14 protein-coding genes and 1 tRNA gene are annotated in these 15,924 nt (G+C 72.0%); 9 read left to right on the plus strand and 6 right to left on the minus strand.

Features of this window, described 5'->3' with window-relative positions:
• Positions 1-11 precede the first annotated feature (11 nt).
• Complete coding sequence (gene cimA, locus AB0H81_RS12390; RefSeq protein WP_358373008.1) at positions 12-1,589, plus strand: citramalate synthase; 1,578 nt, start codon at positions 12-14, stop codon at positions 1,587-1,589.
• Between the two features lie 394 nt (positions 1,590-1,983).
• Here cimA and AB0H81_RS12395 read toward each other — a convergent pair whose 3' ends face one another.
• Positions 1,984-3,633, minus strand: a complete 1,650-nt coding sequence (locus tag AB0H81_RS12395; protein WP_358373010.1) for a heparinase II/III family protein — start codon at positions 3,631-3,633, stop codon at positions 1,984-1,986.
• A 162-nt stretch (positions 3,634-3,795) separates the two neighbouring features.
• On the opposite strand from AB0H81_RS12395, the gene AB0H81_RS12400 reads away from it, so the two are divergent.
• Together AB0H81_RS12400 and AB0H81_RS12405 are read left to right on the plus strand one after the other, a co-directional pair.
• The gene (locus AB0H81_RS12400) at positions 3,796-5,205 is read left to right on the plus strand and encodes a hypothetical protein (RefSeq protein ID WP_358373012.1); all 1,410 of its coding nucleotides are present in this window, start codon (positions 3,796-3,798) and stop codon (positions 5,203-5,205) included.
• A gap of 14 nt (positions 5,206-5,219) precedes the next feature.
• The gene (locus tag AB0H81_RS12405; RefSeq protein WP_358373015.1) at positions 5,220-5,816 is read left to right on the plus strand and encodes an HD domain-containing protein; all 597 of its coding nucleotides are present in this window, start codon (positions 5,220-5,222) and stop codon (positions 5,814-5,816) included.
• A 15-nt stretch (positions 5,817-5,831) separates the two neighbouring features.
• Here the strand turns inward: AB0H81_RS12405 and AB0H81_RS12410 are convergent, their stop codons facing one another.
• Complete coding sequence (locus tag AB0H81_RS12410; protein ID WP_358373018.1) at positions 5,832-6,197, minus strand: antibiotic biosynthesis monooxygenase; 366 nt, start codon at positions 6,195-6,197, stop codon at positions 5,832-5,834.
• Positions 6,198-6,320: 123 nt separating this feature from the next.
• Here AB0H81_RS12410 and AB0H81_RS12415 point away from each other — a divergent pair, with 123 nt between their 5' ends.
• Together AB0H81_RS12415 and gltX are read left to right on the plus strand one after the other, a co-directional pair.
• Positions 6,321-7,097, plus strand: coding sequence for a fumarylacetoacetate hydrolase family protein (locus AB0H81_RS12415; protein WP_358373021.1), 777 nt, complete (start codon positions 6,321-6,323; stop codon positions 7,095-7,097).
• Positions 7,090-8,463, plus strand: a complete 1,374-nt coding sequence (gene gltX / locus AB0H81_RS12420; RefSeq protein WP_358373024.1) for a glutamate--tRNA ligase — start codon at positions 7,090-7,092, stop codon at positions 8,461-8,463. The genes AB0H81_RS12415 and gltX overlap by 8 nt, the downstream gene beginning before the upstream one ends.
• On the opposite strand, the gene AB0H81_RS12425 is transcribed toward gltX, so the two are convergent.
• Positions 8,357-9,640, minus strand: a complete 1,284-nt coding sequence (locus AB0H81_RS12425) for an MATE family efflux transporter (protein WP_358373027.1) — start codon at positions 9,638-9,640, stop codon at positions 8,357-8,359. The genes gltX and AB0H81_RS12425 overlap by 107 nt on opposite strands.
• A 54-nt stretch (positions 9,641-9,694) precedes the next feature.
• Here AB0H81_RS12425 and AB0H81_RS12430 point away from each other — a divergent pair, with 54 nt between their 5' ends.
• Positions 9,695-10,243 (plus strand): PadR family transcriptional regulator, encoded by a 549-nt coding sequence (locus AB0H81_RS12430; protein WP_358373030.1) that lies wholly within the window; start codon positions 9,695-9,697, stop codon positions 10,241-10,243.
• 41 nt (positions 10,244-10,284) lie between these two features.
• On the opposite strand, the gene AB0H81_RS12435 is transcribed toward AB0H81_RS12430, so the two are convergent.
• Positions 10,285-10,437: a hypothetical protein gene (locus AB0H81_RS12435; RefSeq protein ID WP_358373033.1), complete on the minus strand. Its 153-nt coding sequence runs from the start codon at positions 10,435-10,437 to the stop codon at positions 10,285-10,287.
• 160 nt (positions 10,438-10,597) lie between these two features.
• The gene (locus tag AB0H81_RS12440) at positions 10,598-12,565 is read right to left on the minus strand and encodes a M3 family metallopeptidase (protein ID WP_358373035.1); all 1,968 of its coding nucleotides are present in this window, start codon (positions 12,563-12,565) and stop codon (positions 10,598-10,600) included.
• A 151-nt stretch (positions 12,566-12,716) separates the two neighbouring features.
• Between AB0H81_RS12440 and AB0H81_RS12445 the strand changes: the two genes are divergently transcribed.
• Positions 12,717-12,788: transfer RNA gene (locus tag AB0H81_RS12445), tRNA-Gln, on the plus strand.
• A 41-nt stretch (positions 12,789-12,829) separates the two neighbouring features.
• Here AB0H81_RS12445 and AB0H81_RS12450 read toward each other — a convergent pair.
• Complete coding sequence (locus tag AB0H81_RS12450) at positions 12,830-13,705, minus strand: alpha/beta fold hydrolase (RefSeq protein ID WP_358373038.1); 876 nt, start codon at positions 13,703-13,705, stop codon at positions 12,830-12,832.
• Positions 13,706-13,872: 167 nt separating this feature from the next.
• Between AB0H81_RS12450 and AB0H81_RS12455 the strand changes: the two genes are divergently transcribed.
• Positions 13,873-15,159 (plus strand): sensor histidine kinase, encoded by a 1,287-nt coding sequence (locus AB0H81_RS12455; RefSeq protein WP_358373041.1) that lies wholly within the window; start codon positions 13,873-13,875, stop codon positions 15,157-15,159.
• Positions 15,156-15,773, plus strand: coding sequence for a response regulator transcription factor (locus AB0H81_RS12460; protein WP_358373044.1), 618 nt, complete (start codon positions 15,156-15,158; stop codon positions 15,771-15,773). The genes AB0H81_RS12455 and AB0H81_RS12460 overlap by 4 nt, the downstream gene beginning before the upstream one ends.
• Positions 15,774-15,924 lie beyond the last annotated feature (151 nt).

Below are 15,924 nucleotides of genomic sequence, written 5' to 3' on the forward strand. Positions count from 1 at the left end.
GAGAGGACACCATGGCCGACGACCGGTTCCACGTCTATGACACGACGCTGCGTGACGGCGCACAGCAGGAGGGGCTCAACCTCACCGTCGCCGACAAGCTCGCTGTGGCGCGCCATCTGGACGGGCTGGGTGTCGGTTTCATCGAAGGGGGCTGGCCCGGCGCCAACCCCAAGGACACAGAGTTCTTCCGGCGGGCTCGGACCGAGCTCGACCTGAAGCACGCGCGGCTCGCCGCGTTCGGCGCGACCCGCCGGGCCGGTGTGAAGGCAGCCGACGACCCCTTGGTGGCCGCTCTGCGCGAATCCGGCGCGCCGGTCGTGACTCTTGTCGCCAAGAGCCACGACCGGCACGTGGAGCTGGCCCTCCGCACGACCCTCGAGGAGAACCTCGCGATGATCCGCGACACGGTCTCCCACCTTCGCGCGGAGGGCCAGCGAGTCTTCCTGGACGCCGAACACTTCTTCGACGGCTACAAGTCCAACCCAGCCTACGCGCTGGAGGTCCTCAGGACCGCCGCCGAGGCGGGCGCCGACGTCGTCGCCCTGTGCGACACGAACGGCGGCATGCTCCCCGACGAACTGGCCGACGTGGTTCACGCGGCAGCCCAGACCGGGGCCCGCGTCGGCATCCACTGCCACGACGACACCGGCTGCGCGGTCGCCAACACCCTGGCCGCGGTCAAGGCGGGCGCCACCCACGTGCAGGGCTGCGCCAACGGCTACGGCGAGCGCTCCGGCAACGCCAACCTGTTCACCGTGGTCGCCAACCTCCAGCTCAAGCGCGGCTTCGACCTCGTGCCGCCGCAGGCGCTGGCCGACATGACCCGTATCGCCCACGCGATCACCGAGGTCACCAATGTCACGCCCAACTCCCACGCCCCGTACGTCGGCGCGTCCGCGTTCGCCCACAAGGCCGGCCTGCACGCCAGCGCCATCAAGGTCGACCCCAACCTCTACCAGCACATCGACCCCGCCCAGGTGGGCAACGACATGCGCATGCTGGTCTCCGACATGGCGGGCCGCGCCTCGGTCGAGCTGAAGGGCCGCGAGCTGGGCTACGAGCTGACCCCCGAGCACACGAAGACCCTGGTCGAGCGGGTCAAGGACCTGGAGTCCCAGGGCTTCACGTTCGAGGCGGCCGACGCCTCCTTCGAGCTGCTGCTGCGCGACACCGTCCACGGCGAGCGGCGCCGCCACTTCGAGGTGGAGTCGTGGCGGGTGATCGTCGAGCGCACCAAGGGCGGCGAGCTGGTCAGCGAGGCCACCGTCAAGCTGCACGCCAAGGGCGAGCGCATCGTCGCCACGGGCGAGGGCAACGGCCCCGTCAACGCCCTCGACAAGGCGGTGCGTCTCGGGCTGGAGAAGCTCTACCCCGAGCTGGCCAAGCTGGAGCTCATCGACTACAAGGTGCGCATCCTGGAGGGGGCGCACGGCACGGGCGCGGTCATCCGCGTGCTCATCACCTCCAGCGACGACAAGGCCGAGTGGGCCACGGTCGGCGTCGCCGAGAACATCATCGACGCCTCCTGGCAGGCGCTGGAGCAGGCGGTCACCTACGGCCTGCTCCGCGCGGGCCGCGAGACCGGCTGAGACGGGAAGAACCGCAGGAGCCCTCGGGGCTTCGGGGGACAAGGGGCATGGTCCTCCGCAGGGGGGCGCTTCGCGCCATGGGGCTTCAGGCAGCGCTCTGTGGGGGCAAGCCCCCACACCCCCAGCTGGGGGTCTTCCGACCCCCAGGCCCCCGGTCGTAGGCCCGATCGCGCCGAGCTGTCCGGGGGTGGTCGGAAGCATGGAGTGAGCTGGGGAGAAAGTCCACGGTGACTTGGTGACTCGGCCGCCTGGGCATGAGTAATCGGCTGAGTCCCGGATCGCCCTGCTCGGCGCCATTCGATTCGGCGGTCGGCGAAGCCACGCAATCGCGCTCGCGGCGCCCTATCGCCGCTGCCCGGCCGGCGGTTCGTCGGACACGATCAGGGACACCCGCTCAGAGCAGGCGCGTGGAGAAGGACGTGCCCTCGACCTTGACCTTGCCGCCCGAGCACGACACCTTCGGGTTGTCCGTGCCCGGCAGGATCACCGTCAGCAGCGACGCGGCGGCGGGGGAGACGACGACGGCGGCCGGCTGCTTGGACAGGTAGGTGGGCGACACCCAGCCGAGCTTCCCGCCGCGCTCCACCTTCTGGCCGCCGACCGGGCGGCAGGAGGAGCCGAACTGGAGCAGCGTGACCCGGAACTTGCCGTCGCCGAGCACGACCCGGCCACCCTCGTTCGAGACGACCTTGAGCGACGGGGCGAACCGCCACAGGTTGCGCACCTTCTTGCCGCCGGCCGCCGTGTCGAGCACCGCCATCAGGTCGTCGCCGTGGTTGACGAGCACCGACCGGGTGCGGGCCGTCCCGTACGCCTTGTCGGTCAGGCGGAACGCCTGCCGGTCGTCGCCGATCACCGACTTGGTCAGCTTGCTGGCCGTGCGGGGCCGGAACCGCGCCCCGACGACCGTGGGGACGTTGTGCGCCTCGGGGGAGAGCGTCCAGTAGCGGTAGGCGCTCTTCTCGTAGGAGTGGAAGCCGGCGTCCATGAGGATGTCGCGGCCGTGCGCGTAGTACGTCACGCCCAGGTGGTCCTCGTGGCCGTGGAACTTCAGGCCGGGTCCGAACCTGATCGAGTAGTACGCGGACTCCGGCTTGTTCCAGGCGGTCCGGCCGTAGACGTAACCGGCCCGGTAGACCTTGACCTTCTGCTTGGGCGTGCCGGTGTCCACCTCCGGTTCGGTCTCGGCGCTGCCGTCGCCGAGGGGCACCATGTAGCCGTTGGGCATGGTGGAGTGGGCGATGAAGTCCTTCAGGGCGTCGGCCCGCCTGGAGATCTCGCCGGGCACCTTGCGCCCGCAGTCCTTCATGTTGGCGATGGCCACCTGGAGCCGGCCGTACACGTAGACGGCGTAGCGCGGGGCCTGCTCCATGAGCGCGCCCTGGGAGTCCACGTCGAGCTTGACGGTGCCGGTCAGGCGCTTGGAGGCCAGCCCCGCCCAGTCGGAGCGGCCGTAGCGGCAGCCGATCCCCATGAGCGCGATGTCCTGGTCCATCCCGTGGTTGTGGCCCTTCTTGTAGAGCCTCGGGTCGGCCAGCAGCCGGGCGTGGTCGGCCAGGCTGTCCTTCAGCCAGGCGTCCTTGACGTGCATGCTCAGGCAGACGAGCGCCTGCGAGCGCAGGGAGACGGGGTGGTCCTTCCAGGCGTACGACGGGGTGCCGCGGGCGCCGCGCCGGTTGCTCGCCACCCAGTCCTTGGTGATCTCCTTGGCCCGGTCGAGGTAGCGCTGCTCGCCGCTGTTCTCGTAGGCCACGACGAGGGTGCCCATCCAGCGCAGCGACTGGAAGACGAACTCCCACGAACGGTTCCTGTACGGGCTGGCGGCCCAGTTGATCTTGCTGCCGAGCTTGTACGGCGGCAGGCCGACCAGGGAGATCTCGCCGCGCATGACCTCGTCGGCCGTCGGCGTGGCGGGCAGCCAGTCGCCCTGGCACTGCGCGGTGCGCTTGACCTTCTCCGCCCCCGTGGGGGTGTCGGCATGCGCTGAGCCCGCCAGCCCGCACAGGAGAAGCAGGGAGGCGAGGGGGAGAGCGAGGCGGCGCACGCCGGTTTCCTTCCGGGCCGTGAAGTGGGGGCGGAACATGCTGTCCGAATTGCGATCAACCGGTCAAGTCGGGCGACTGGCCGGGTGTCAGATCGTTAGCGGCCCGATAGGTATTCGCCCTTTGTATCCTGTTTGCTCGCCTGGAGGCTGAGGAGGCCGCTGATGTCGTTGATACGCGCGCACGGGGCGATCCTCCTTGCCCTGCTCGCCGGAATCGTGCTGCGCGGCCTTGCCCTCCTCGGCTACCGGCCCGCCATCTGGTTCTGGGCCGACTCCTTCGCCTACCTCAACGCCGCGCTCGACCCGCGCCCGCTGGAGTCGCGCACGTCCGGCTACTCGTTCTTCCTGTGGGCGCTGCGGCCGCTGTCGAGCATCGAGGCGGTCGTGGTCGTCCAGCACCTGCTCGGGCTCGGCATCGGCGTCATGGTGTACGCGCTGCTGCGGCGCCGCCTGCCCGGCTGGGCCGCGGCCCTGTTCGCCGTGCCGGTCCTCGTCGACGCCTACCAGATCCAGCTCGAACACATGATCATGGCTGATCTGCTGTTCGTGTTCCTCGTCATGGCCGCGGTGACGCTGCTCCTGCGGCGGCCCCGGCCCTCGGCGGGCGCCGCCGCCGCGGCCGGGGTCCTGCTGGCCGCCGCCACGGTCACCCGGACGATCGGGCTCCCGCTGATCGCCGTCGTCGCGGTCGCGCTGCTGCTGCGCCGCGCCGGCTGGCGCTCCGTCGCCGCGCTCGCCGTGGCCGCGGCGATCCCGCTCGCCGGTTACGCCTCGTGGTTCGCCTCCGTCCACGGCACGTACCAGCTGAGCCGCGGCAACACGTTCCTGTGGGCGCGCACGCTGACCTTCGCCGACTGCGCGCGCATCCAGCCGGACCTGCCGCGGCTGTGCCCGAAGGAGCCGCTCGGGCAGCGCCGGCAGCCACCCGAGTACATCTGGGACGCCGACTCGCCGATCACCACGATCAAGGGCGGCAACGCCGCGCGCGACGAGGCCGCCGGGCGCTTCGCCCGGCAGGCGATCCTCGCCCAGCCGCTCGACTTCCTCGCCGCCGGGCTCGCCGACGCGGCCCACATCTTCACCTGGGAGCGCTGGGTGTACCCGGTGGACGGAGCGCAGAGCGCATACTCCTTCCCCGAGCGGATCCCGCCGTTCAAGGACGTGCCCGCCTCCAAGGACCGCACCGCCGCCGAGATCACCACCGACTACCAGGGCGCCTCGGGCCAGACCGCGGTCGTCGAGCCGTACGCGGGCTGGATCCGCGGCTACCAGAGCTGGGGCTTCCTGCGGGGGCCGCTGCTCGGGGCGCTCCTGCTGGTGGGCCTGGCCGGGGTCGTGGTCAGGTGGCGCTCGCTGGGCGGCGACGTGCTGCTGCCGTGGGCGGCCTCGGTGACGCTGCTCCTGCTGCCGGTGCTCATCGCCGCCTTCGACCACCGGTACGTGCTGCCCGCCGTGCCGCTCGCCTGCCTCGCGGCGGGCCTGGCGGTCGCCCGCCGTACCCCACGAGGGGAGGAGGCGGACGCCGCGCCGTCCCGCGAGGGCACCGCCCAGCCCGCCGGCCGGACCCGGTGAGCCATGATGACCCCATGAAGCTGAACGACCTGGTGATCCCCGACACCGCCGCCTGCCGCGGCGCGCTGGAGGTGGCGGCCAGATACCACACGCCCTCGCTGCTGAACCACTCCGTCCGGGCCTACCTGTGGGCCGCCGCCTACGCCAGGACGCACGGCATCGCCTTCGACGCGGAGCTGCTCTACGTGTCGGCCATGCTCCACGACCTCGGGCTGACCGCCGAGTTCGACAGCCACACCGTGCCGTTCGAGGAGGCGGGCGGGCACGTGGCCTGGGCGTTCTGCGCCGGCGCCGGCTGGTCCCCCGAGCGCAGGCAGCGCGCCCTGGAGGTGATCGTCCGGCACATGTGGGACGAGGTCCCCGTGGAGGACGACCCCGAGGGACACCTGCTGGAGCTGTCCACGGGCATGGACATCTCGGGCCGGCGCACCGAGGAGATCCCGCCCGGCCTGCGGGAGGAGGTCCTGGCCCGCCACCCGCGCCTGGACATCGCCAAGGAGTTCGCCGCCTGCGTCACCGAGCAGGGCGAGCGCAAGCCGTCCAGCCTGGCGGGCGGGTTCGTCCGGTCGGGGATCGCCGAGCGCGTCGCCCGCAACCCCCTCGACGCCTGACGGCTCCGGCCCCGGCTACGACTTGGGGCCGGCGCTCTGCACCACCTCGAAGGACCACACCTCCGAGCCCGTGGCGGCCGGCCCCTGCCCATGGCCGTGCCCCTGCCCCTGCCCCTGGCCCTCGGCGCGGCCGGCGTCGGCGGCGGCCTGGGCGTGGCCGCGCTGGAAGGCCATCCCCTTCTGCCAGTTCTGGAAGTCGTCCTCGCTGCGCCAGCGCGTGTAGACGAGGTAGCGGTCGGTGCCCTCCACCGGCCGCAGCAGCTCGAACCACTCGAACCCGTCGGACGACTCCACCATCCCGGCCCGGTTGGAGAACCGGCGCTCCAGCTCCTCCCGCATCTCTGCGGGAACCGTCAGCACATTGATCTTCACGACGGACAACGCGACCCCTCTCGCGGCAGTCTCACCGCACCGAGCGCCCCGTCGCGACCGGTGCCGTCTGCCAGGCTAACCCGCCCCACCTCCAGGGGCGGACCGGCTCGGCGGCGGCGATAGCCTTGTCGGGTGCGTATAGCGAGGTTCTCCACAGGCGAAGGCGTCACGTTCGGCGTGGTCGAGGGCGGACCGGGCGAGGAGTTCGTCTCCACCATCACCGGACACCCGTTCGGCGAGGTCCAGTTCACCGGCGAGCGGCACCCGCTGTCCCAGGTGAAGCTGCTGGCCCCCATGCTGCCGAGCAAGGTGGTCGCCATCGGCCGCAACTACGCGGAGCACGCCCGCGAGCTGGGCAACGAGGTGCCCGACGAGCCGCTGATCTTCATGAAGCCGTCCACCTCCGTCATCGGCCACGGCGAGGCCATCGCCTACCCCACCTCGCTGTCCCACCGGGTCGACTACGAGGGCGAGCTGGCCGTGGTCATCGGGCGGCTGTGCCGCGAGGTGCCGGTCGAGCGGGTCAAGGACGTCATCTTCGGCTACACCTGCGCCAACGACGTGACGGCCCGCGACCTGCAGAAGCGCGACGTGCAGTTCACCCGTGCCAAGAGCTTCGACACGTTCTGCCCGCTCGGCCCGTGGATCCGCACCGACCTCGACCCGAGCGACCTCGCGCTCACCACGACGGTCAACGGCGAGGTGCGCCAGAGCGGCCGCACCAGCCAGCTCGTCCACGACATCCCCGCGCTCGTCGCCTACGTCAGCGCGGTCATGACCCTGATCCCGGGCGACGTGATCCTCACCGGCACGCCGGCCGGCGTCGGCCCGGTCGAGGTCGGCGACGAGGTCAGCGTCGGCATCGAAGGCATCGGCACTCTGACGAACAAGGTGGTCGCTCGTGACTGATCTACGGGTGCGGTTCGCGCCGTCCCCCACCGGCATGTTCCACGTGGGCGGCGCCCGCACGGCGCTGTTCAACTGGGCGCTGGCCGAGCAGGCCGGCGGCCGGTTCGTGCTGCGCGTCGAGGACACCGACGCCACGCGCAACCGGCCCGAGTGGACCGAGGGCATCATCTCGGCGCTCGACTGGATCGGCATCAACGGCACCAACCCGGCGTTCGAGGGGCCCTACTTCCAGTCGGCGTACGAGCCGCAGCACCGCGAGGCCGTGGCCAAGCTGCTGGCCGACGGCAAGGCGTACTACTGCGACTGCACCCGCGAGCAGCTCGTCGCCCGCACCGGCTCCGAGCACCGCGGCTACGACGGCCACTGCCGTGAGCGCGGCCTGACCGAGGGCGCGGTCCGCTTCCGCACCCCCGACGAGGGCGTCACCGTGGTCGACGACGTGATCCGCGGCCGGGTGGAGTTCCCCAACGACGCCCAGGAGGACTTCGTCATCGCCCGCACCGACGGCTCGCCCCTCTATGTGCTGGCCAACGCGGTCGACGACATCACCCAGGCCATCACCCACGTGGTGCGCGGCGAGGAGCACCTGGGCAACGCGGCCAAGCAGGAGCTCCTGTGGCCCGCGCTCGGCGCGACGGCGCCGGTGTGGGCGCACCTGCCGGTCATCGTCAACGAGCAGCGCAAGAAGCTGTCCAAGCGGCGCGACAAGGTGGCGCTGGAGGACTACCGCGAGGAGGGTTACCTGGCCGAGGCCATGGTCAACTACCTCATGCTGCTCGGCTGGGGCCCCGGCGACGACCGCGAGATCATGCCGTGGTCGGAGATGGTGCCGCTGTTCCGGCTGGAGGACGTCAACAGCTCCAGCGCGTTCTTCGACGAGAAGAAGCTGCGCGCCTTCAACGGCGAGTACATCCGGGCGCTGCCGATCCACGTGTTCGAGGAGCGCTGCTCGCCGTACCTCGACTCCGACTGGGACCGCGAGACCTTCAGCAAGGTCGCGGCGCTCGCCCAGACGCGCATCACGGTGCTGTCGGAGATCCGGCAGAACGTCGACTTCCTCTTCCTCGACGAGCCGGTGTTCGACCAGGCATCCTGGGACAAGGCGATGAAGAACGCCCCGGTCGAGATCCTCACCGGCTACCTGGAGCGCGTCGACAGCGTGAGCTGGGACCCCGAGTCGCTGAAGGAGGCGCTGGAGGAGGTGGGCGCCGCCCACGGCCTCAAGCTGGGCAAGGCGCAGGCCCCCGTCCGCGTCGCGGTCACGGGCCGGACGGTCGGTCTGCCGCTGTTCGAGTCGATCGAGGTGCTCGGCCGCGAGCGGACCCAGGACCGGCTGCGCGCGGCGCTAGCGCGCCTGCGAGACTGACCGCCGCGCCGGCGGCCATCGCCAGCCACACCCCGGTGACGCCGGCGTACGCGCTCAGCACGTACGCCAGCGGCACCTGCACGGCGAACCCGGCCAGGGTGGCGGCCAGCAGCCGGCCGCCACGGCCGCTCGCCTGGAGCACCCCGCCGACGGCGATGAGCCCCCCGAAGGGCACCAGGTAGAGCGTCATCCAGCGCAGGAAGCTCACCGCGGGCTCCGGGTCCGCCGTGAAGAGCGCGGCGACGGGCGCCGCCGCGATGTTCACCGCGAGCGCCACGACCGCGCCGGCGCCCAGGCCGAGCAGGAGCGGCGAGCCGGCCGGCTCGGAGCGCGCGGTGCGGATCATCGCGGCCTGCCGCAGCGCGTAGAACACCATGACTCCGGCGAGCATGATCTTCTGCCCGATGCCGTAGCCGGCCAGCTCCCGCGTGCCGAACCCGGCCACCAGGTCCACCAGCGCCATGCCCACGGCCGAGCGGGCGAGGAAGTCGCCGGACATGGGCAGCCCGGTCCTCACCACGTCCCACGCGACCGCTCCCGTCCCGCCCGTGTTCCCGCCCGTGTTCCCGCCCGTGGACGGCGGCCGGGTGAGGTTGCGCGAGGTCGCCAGCGAGACGCCCAGGGTCAGCAGCCGGGCCGCCACGGTCGCCAGCGCCGCCCCCTGCACCCCCAGGTCGAGCCCGTAGATGAACAGCGGGTCGAGCGCGACCACCAGCACGTTGCAGAGGATCGCGTGCCGCATCGGCCGCCGGGTGTCCCCCCGGCCCTTGAGGATCCCGTCCACGACAGTCTGGGCGAAGAACACGGGCAGGCCGCCGAGCGAGATCAGGAAGAAGCCGGCCGTGAGCCGCCACTCGTCCGTGAACAGCGCGGCCAGCGGCTCGCGCAGCAGCACGCCCGGCACGGCGATCGCGACCGACAGGACCGCCCACAGCGCCCAGCCGGCGCGGATGACCGGCGCCACGGGCGCCTGTCCGTCACGGCGGCCGACCAGCACCGTGACGCCCGTCGGGACGGCCAGGAAGAGGCCGTAGGCCAGGTACTCGACGGTGGTGCCCAGGGTCACCGCGGCGACCGCGGACTCGCCCAGCCCGGACACCCAGAGCAGGTCGATCAGCCCCACCGCCACGACCGCCGTCAGCAGCTCCACGTACACGGGGATCGCCAGCCGGAACATCGCTACCTCGATTCGCTATATATCGGTTAGAGGTATAGCGGTACGATGCGGTCCATGGCAAGCGGAGGCGACCTGGCCCTGACGATCCTGGGCTTCCTCAACGAGCGGCCGATGCACGGCTACGAGCTCAAGGCGCGCATCGCGGCGCTCTCCGGCCATCTGCGCCCGGTCAGCGACGGCGCCCTCTACCCGGCCATCTCACGGCTCGAATCGGCGGCCTTGGTTGAGCGGCACGAGGAGGCGGGTGCGGCGGCGGCGCGGCGGCACGTGCTCACCCTCACCCCGGCCGGCCGCGAGGAACTCCTCGACCGCCTCCGCCGCCCCGCCGACCTCCAGATCAGCGACCAGGCGCGCTTCTTCGTCCTGCTGACGTTCCTGTCGGCCCTGCCGGACCCGGCCGACCGCGCCGCGGTGCTCCGGCGGCGCCTCGACTTCCTGGAGGCACCGGCGAGCTTCTTCTACGAGGGCGGGCGGCCGACGCGCGCGGAGGACGAGGCGGACCCGTACCGGAAGGGGATGCTGCTGATCGCGCGGGCCATGAGCCGCGCGGAGAAGGAGTGGCTGCGCGAGCAGCTCGCGGGACTCCCCGCCGGCGCGCGCTGACCGGTCACCTCCACAGCCGTCGGCAGGTGCCCGGGTCCCGCCTACGACCCCCGGCGCTGCAGGAAGAACCACGCGCCCAGGCAGAGCAGCGCCAGGACGCAGAAGAACGCCACGAGCCCCGGCGTGGACACGACGAAGGCGATCACCACGAACACCGCCGCCGCGCCGGCGGCCAGGGAAGAGGTACGTATCACGGGATCATCGTGCCTCACGCCGGGAGGGTCGTACGCCTCCACACGTCGTCCCCGCTCCCTGGCGGCGCCTGGACGGGCGGTCAACGGCTCGGGAACGTCCGCGCCGGCCGCCCGCCACGACGGAGGCAAGGGCGGCCCGGGCACGGAGGCCCGGTGACGGTCAGGTGAGGCCGCGGCGCTTCAGCAGCGGCTCGATGGACGCCTCACGGCCACGGAACTCGCGGAAGGCCGTCAGCGGGTCGGTGGCGCCGCCCCTCGACAGCAGCGTGCGCCGGAAGTGGTCGCCGTTCTCGCGCTTGAGCCCGCCGTTCTCCTTGAACCACTCGACGCTCTCCGCGTCGAGCACCTCGCTCCAGATGTAGGAGTAGTAGCCGGCGCTGTAGCCGCCCGCGAAGATGTGCGCGAAGTAGTTGGTCCGGTAACGCGGCCGGACCGGCGGGAAGGCGATCCCGGCCGCCTCCAGGGCCGCCTGCTCGAACGCCTCGGCGTCCGCCACCTCCTGACCCGGCTCCAGCTTGTGCCAGGCCCAGTCGAGCAGCGTGGCCGCGAGGTACTCCACGGTCATGAAGCCCTGGTTGAACTGCTCGGCCGCCTTCATCTTCTCGACCAGCTCGGCCGGCATCGGCTCGCCCGTCTCGTGGTGCCGCGCGTAGTTGGCCAGCACCTCCGGCCAGGTGATCCACATCTCGTTGACCTGCGACGGGTACTCGACGAAGTCGCGCGGCACGCTCGTGCCGGAGACGCGCGGGAAGCGCACCTCCGAGAACAGCCCGTGCAGGGCGTGCCCGAACTCGTGGAAGGCCGTGTTGACCTCGTCGTAGGTCAGCAGCGTCGGGCCCGCGGCGGGCTTGGTGACGTTGAGGTTGTTGACCACGACCGGCTTCTCGCCGAACAGCAGCGACTGGTCGACCAGGTTGTTCATCCAGGCGCCGCCGCGCTTGCCCTCGCGGGCGTACGGGTCGAGCGCGAACAGGCCGAGGACGCTGCCGTCCTCGTTGAACACCTCGAAGATCCGCACGTCCTCGTGGTAGCCGCGCAGGTCGGGGCGCTCGGTGAACGTGATGCCGTACAGCAGGGTCGCCGCGTGGAAGACGCCGTCGCGGTAGACGCGGTCGAGCTCGAAGTACGGCCGCATCGCGCTCGCGTCGAAGTCGTAGCGGGCCTGGCGCACCTTCTCCGAGTAGAAGGACCAGTCCCACGGCTCGATCGGGAACCCGGCCTGCCCGGCCAGCGTCTCGGCCTCCTTGCGGGCGTTGCGCACGGCCGGGCCGACGAGCTGCCCGAGCATCTCCTCGACCGCCTCGACGGTCTTGGCGGTCTGGTCGGCCACCGAGTACGCGGCGTGGTTCGGGAAGCCCAGCAGCCGGGCCCGCTCGGCGCGCAGCGTCGCCATGCGGATCGCCAGGCCGAAGTTCTGCGGCGCCCGCTCGACGCTCAGCGTGTAGAGCCGGCGGCCCACGTCCCGGTCGGTGAGCTGGACCAGGCCCGGCTGGTTGGTGAAGTTCAGCAGCGGCAGGACGTACTTGTCGTCGCGGCGCAGCGACGAGATCCGGTCCTCGTCGAACCCGTCGAGCTCCTTGGGGTCGTCCACCACGAGCGCGGACTCGGTGGAGGCGCGCATGAGGTTCTGGGCGAACTCGGTGGACAGCCGCGACAGCTCCTCGTTGAGCTGCCTGAGCCGCTCCTGCTCGGTCTCGGACAGGTCGGCGCCGGCCCGGACGAAGTCCTCGCGGTACTTCTCCAGCAGCCACGCCTCCTCGGGGTCCTCGGTGGAGACCTGCTTGACGCGGGCCCACAGGGGGCGGTTGAGGCGGATGGCGTCGCTGTGCTTCGTCAGCTCTGGGGAGATCCGCTTCTCGATCTCCATGATCCCGTCGGTCGAGGCGGACGCGGCGACGCTGTAGAACGCCGTGGCCGTCCGGGCGAGCAGCCGCCCGGAGCGTTCGAGCGCGGCGATCGTGTTGTCGAACGTCGGCGGCTCGGCGCTTCCGGCGATAGCGTCGACCTCGGCCAGCTGCTCAGCCATGCCCCGCTCGAACGCGGGCAGGTAGTGCTCCTCGCGGATGTCCGCGAAAGGCGGCAGCTGGTACGGCAGGGAACTAGGGGCGAACAAGGGGTTCTCGGCCAACGCTCGGGCTCCTCCACATGGTGTTTTGTCCCTCTCAGCTTGGCACGGTGAGGAGCCCGCCGGGCGGCTCGGGGCAATCGTTTTGGTCTTCGCCTCAAGCTGGGCTATTCTTTCGGACGTCGCCGAACGCGCCCCACGGGGTTCGGAGCGGTGGGGTATGGTGTAATTGGCAGCACGACTGATTCTGGTTCAGTTAGTCTAGGTTCGAGTCCTGGTACCCCAGCAGTGAGCAGCGGATGTCTCGGAAACCGAGGCGTCCGTTTTTCATTTCACCAGCCGATCCAGGATGTCGGTGATCTGCCGGTAAGCCGCCGCCGTCGGCGCGTGGGTAGCCTCCACCGTGTGCACGTCGAACGGATTGCCCGGGGTCGCCGCGTCGGCCTCCCTGATCATCCTGTCCTGCAGCGCCGGCGGGATCGTCCGGTCGCGCGCGTGCCTGATGTAGGTGCGCGGCACCCGTCCCCACGCCTCCTCGCTTCCGCGCGCGTCACCGCTCGACACCAGCAGGCTCTCGTCGGGCAGCAGCCCGTTCACCATCGCGAGGAACTCGCCGTCGCTCGCGTCCGCCATGTACGCCTCCTTGACCGCGTCCAGGAACGCCCGGTCGGCCGAGCGCCAGTTGACCCGGATCGCGCCGATCACCCGCGGGTCGCCGACGAGCCCGCCCAGCACGCTGGAGGCCAGGCTCCCCTTCGCCTCGGGCGTCTCCAGGTACTCCGACGGCGAACGCAGGATCGTGCAGCAGAACGCGGCGTCGTACACGAGCCGGTCGATCAGGTCGGGGACCGCGTCGGCGGCCCTGGTGATGGTCGCGCCGCCGAGGCTTCCGCCCACGAGGATCACCGGCCCGTGCGACGCGGCGCGGCGCACGACGGTCACGGTGGCCTCGACGTGGTCGTCCAGCGTCACGCCCGACACGGGGGAGGGCAGGGTGGCCAGCTCCGCCAGGTCCTGGGGCGACTGGTAGGCGCGGTGGAACTGCTCGGCGGCGCCGTGGCCGGGAAGGCTCACGCCGACCGTCCGGTGGCCGCGCAGGGTCAGTTCGGCGTCCTGCGAGGCGGTCCCGTTCGCGCCCGTCACGAAGACGAACGTGGTGACCCGGCGGGGCCGGGCGGTCTCGGTGCGCATGTGTTCGGTCATGGGACGATGCTCCTCCGGGCCGGAGGGGGAGCGCATCGCCCGGACGGCTCGTCGTCCGGTGGATCCCGGGCATCCACCGATCGGTTGACGCGCGACCGCGGCCCGGCCTCATGAGGCGAGCCGTTCCAGCGCGCGAGGCGGGCCGCTCCGTGAGCTCGGCCGCTCCCGTGACAGGGCCGGAGGGGCGCGAGCGTCTCGTGCACGTGGCGCTCGCGTACGGCCTGCTCGTCCTGTCCGCGGCCGTCGCCGCGGTCACCGGAGGCGCCGCGACCGCGGATCACGCGGCGGGCGCGGGCGGCTCCGGCGGCGCGGGGGACGGCTCCGGGAACGTCGTGCTCGCGGTCGCGCCCTGGCTCGCCTCGGTGCCCTGGCCGGTGGTGGCGGGCCTGACGGTCGCCTGGCTGGCGCCGCTCCCGTGGTCGCACGCGCGCCGCGACGACCTGCCGGGGCTCGCCGCCGTGCACTACGCCGGGTTCCTCGTCCTCGCCGGGGTCCTGGCCGCGCGCCATCCTGCCTTCACCCTGCTCGCCTCCGCCGGCTATCCGCTGGCCGTCGCGCTGCTGCCCACCCGGATGGTCATCGCGGGGATGACGCTCACGGCCGCGGTCATCGTCGCCGCCCAGGCCGGTGCGCGCGACCCTGCCGGGCTGCTCACCGTGATCGCCGGCATCGCCGTCCCGCTGGTGGCCGCCGGCTGGTACGTCAGCGCCGAGAGCGACCGGCGCCGGCGCCTCATCGGCGAGCTGCGTGCCGCCATGGCCGAGAACGCCGACCTGCACGCCCGGCTGCTCGGCCAGGCCAGGCACGCGGGCGTGCTCGACGAGCGGCACCGGGTCGCCGGCGAGATCCACGACACGGTCGCCCAGGACCTCGTCGCGCTCATCGGCCAGCTCGACGCCGCCGGCCGCGCCGACCTCGCCGGTCATGACGGCGACCGCCGGCGCCGGCTCGCCCACGCGTCGGAGCTGGCCCGGCGCGGTCTGACGGAGACGCGCCGGGCGGTGAGCGCGCTGCGCCCTGGGCCGCTGGAGGACTCCCGGCTGCCCGACGCGATCGGCCGCATGAAGGACGACTGGTCCCGCGCCGCGCGCGCCGGGCTGACGTTCGAGGTGACCGGGACGCCGATCGCGCTGGCTCCCGGTGTGGAGGACACGCTGCTGCGCGTGGCGCAGGAGGCCCTCGCCAACGTCGCCAAGCACGCCGAGGCCACCAGAGCGGTCCTCACGCTCTCGTACGAGGACGACACGGTCCTGCTGGACATCCGAGACGACGGAGCCGGTTTCGACCCGCAGGCGCCCACTGACGGCTTCGGGCTGGACGGGATGAGGCGGCGGGTACGAGGGGTGGGCGGCACCATGGAGATCGAGTCGGAGCCAGGGGGAGGGACGGCCGTCGCGGTGACCGTCCCGGCCCTGCCCGCGGACGCACCAGGGAAGGCGTGGGACGAGTCATGAGGCTGCTCCTGGTGGACGATCACCCGATCGTGCGCGACGGCCTGCGGGCGGCGCTGGACGGCGAGCCGGACCTGGAGGTCGTGGGGGAGGCGTCCGGCGGGGCCGAGGCGGTCAGGCTGGCGGGCGAGCTGGCCCCGGACCTCGTCCTCCTGGACCTGCGCATGCCCGGCATGGACGGCGTCACCGCCCTCCGGGAGCTGCGGGCGCTCGGCCCGGCGGCGCCGCGGGTGCTGGTGCTCACCACTTTCGACACGGACGTGCTGACCGCCCTGGAGGCGGGCGCGGCGGGCTACCTGCTGAAGGACGCCCCGGCGCACGAACTGGTGCGCGCCGTCCGCGCCGCCGGCCGCGGCGAGACGGTCCTCGCGCCCGCCGTCGTGGGACGCCTGGCCGAGCAGGTGCGCAAGCCCGCGCGGGGCGCGCTGAGCCGGCGGGAGCTGGAGGTGCTCCGGCTGGTGGCGGGCGGGGCGACCAACCGGGAGGCCGCCGCGCGGCTGTTCATCAGCCAGGCCAGCGTCAAGACCCACCTCCTGCACGTCTACGCCAAGCTCGACGTCCGCGACCGTGCGGCCGCGGTCGCGGAGGCGTACCGCCGCGGTCTGCTGACCGACTAGCCCTCCAACCGAGCGGATGCGCGGCCGGGCGTCACCGCCGCGCCACGATCTACCGCCCTGATCCACGCGCCTGATCGCGGTTTGGTTGTGGTCTCCGGGGTGCGGTAGAGTTACGTCCGTCGCCGGGGAAGCCCGGCGGATTGCTTGTGGG

It is taken from the genome of Nonomuraea sp. NPDC050691 (assembly GCF_040654455.1).
In the GTDB taxonomy this organism is placed as follows: domain Bacteria; phylum Actinomycetota; class Actinomycetes; order Streptosporangiales; family Streptosporangiaceae; genus Nonomuraea.

Excerpts from the sequence above, each read along its gene's own strand:
- AB0H81_RS12450 (WP_358373038.1), bottom strand. The coding sequence starts at position 13,705 with ATGACCGAACACATGCGCACCGAGACCGCCCGGCCCCGCCGGGTCACC.
- AB0H81_RS12405 (WP_358373015.1), top strand. The coding sequence starts at position 5,220 with ATGAAGCTGAACGACCTGGTGATCCCCGACACCGCCGCCTGCCGCGGC.
- AB0H81_RS12460 (WP_358373044.1), top strand. The coding sequence starts at position 15,156 with ATGAGGCTGCTCCTGGTGGACGATCACCCGATCGTGCGCGACGGCCTG.
- AB0H81_RS12430 (WP_358373030.1), top strand. The coding sequence starts at position 9,695 with ATGGCAAGCGGAGGCGACCTGGCCCTGACGATCCTGGGCTTCCTCAAC.
- AB0H81_RS12400 (WP_358373012.1), top strand. The coding sequence starts at position 3,796 with ATGTCGTTGATACGCGCGCACGGGGCGATCCTCCTTGCCCTGCTCGCC.
- AB0H81_RS12425 (WP_358373027.1), bottom strand. The coding sequence starts at position 9,640 with ATGTTCCGGCTGGCGATCCCCGTGTACGTGGAGCTGCTGACGGCGGTC.
- cimA (WP_358373008.1), top strand. The coding sequence starts at position 12 with ATGGCCGACGACCGGTTCCACGTCTATGACACGACGCTGCGTGACGGC.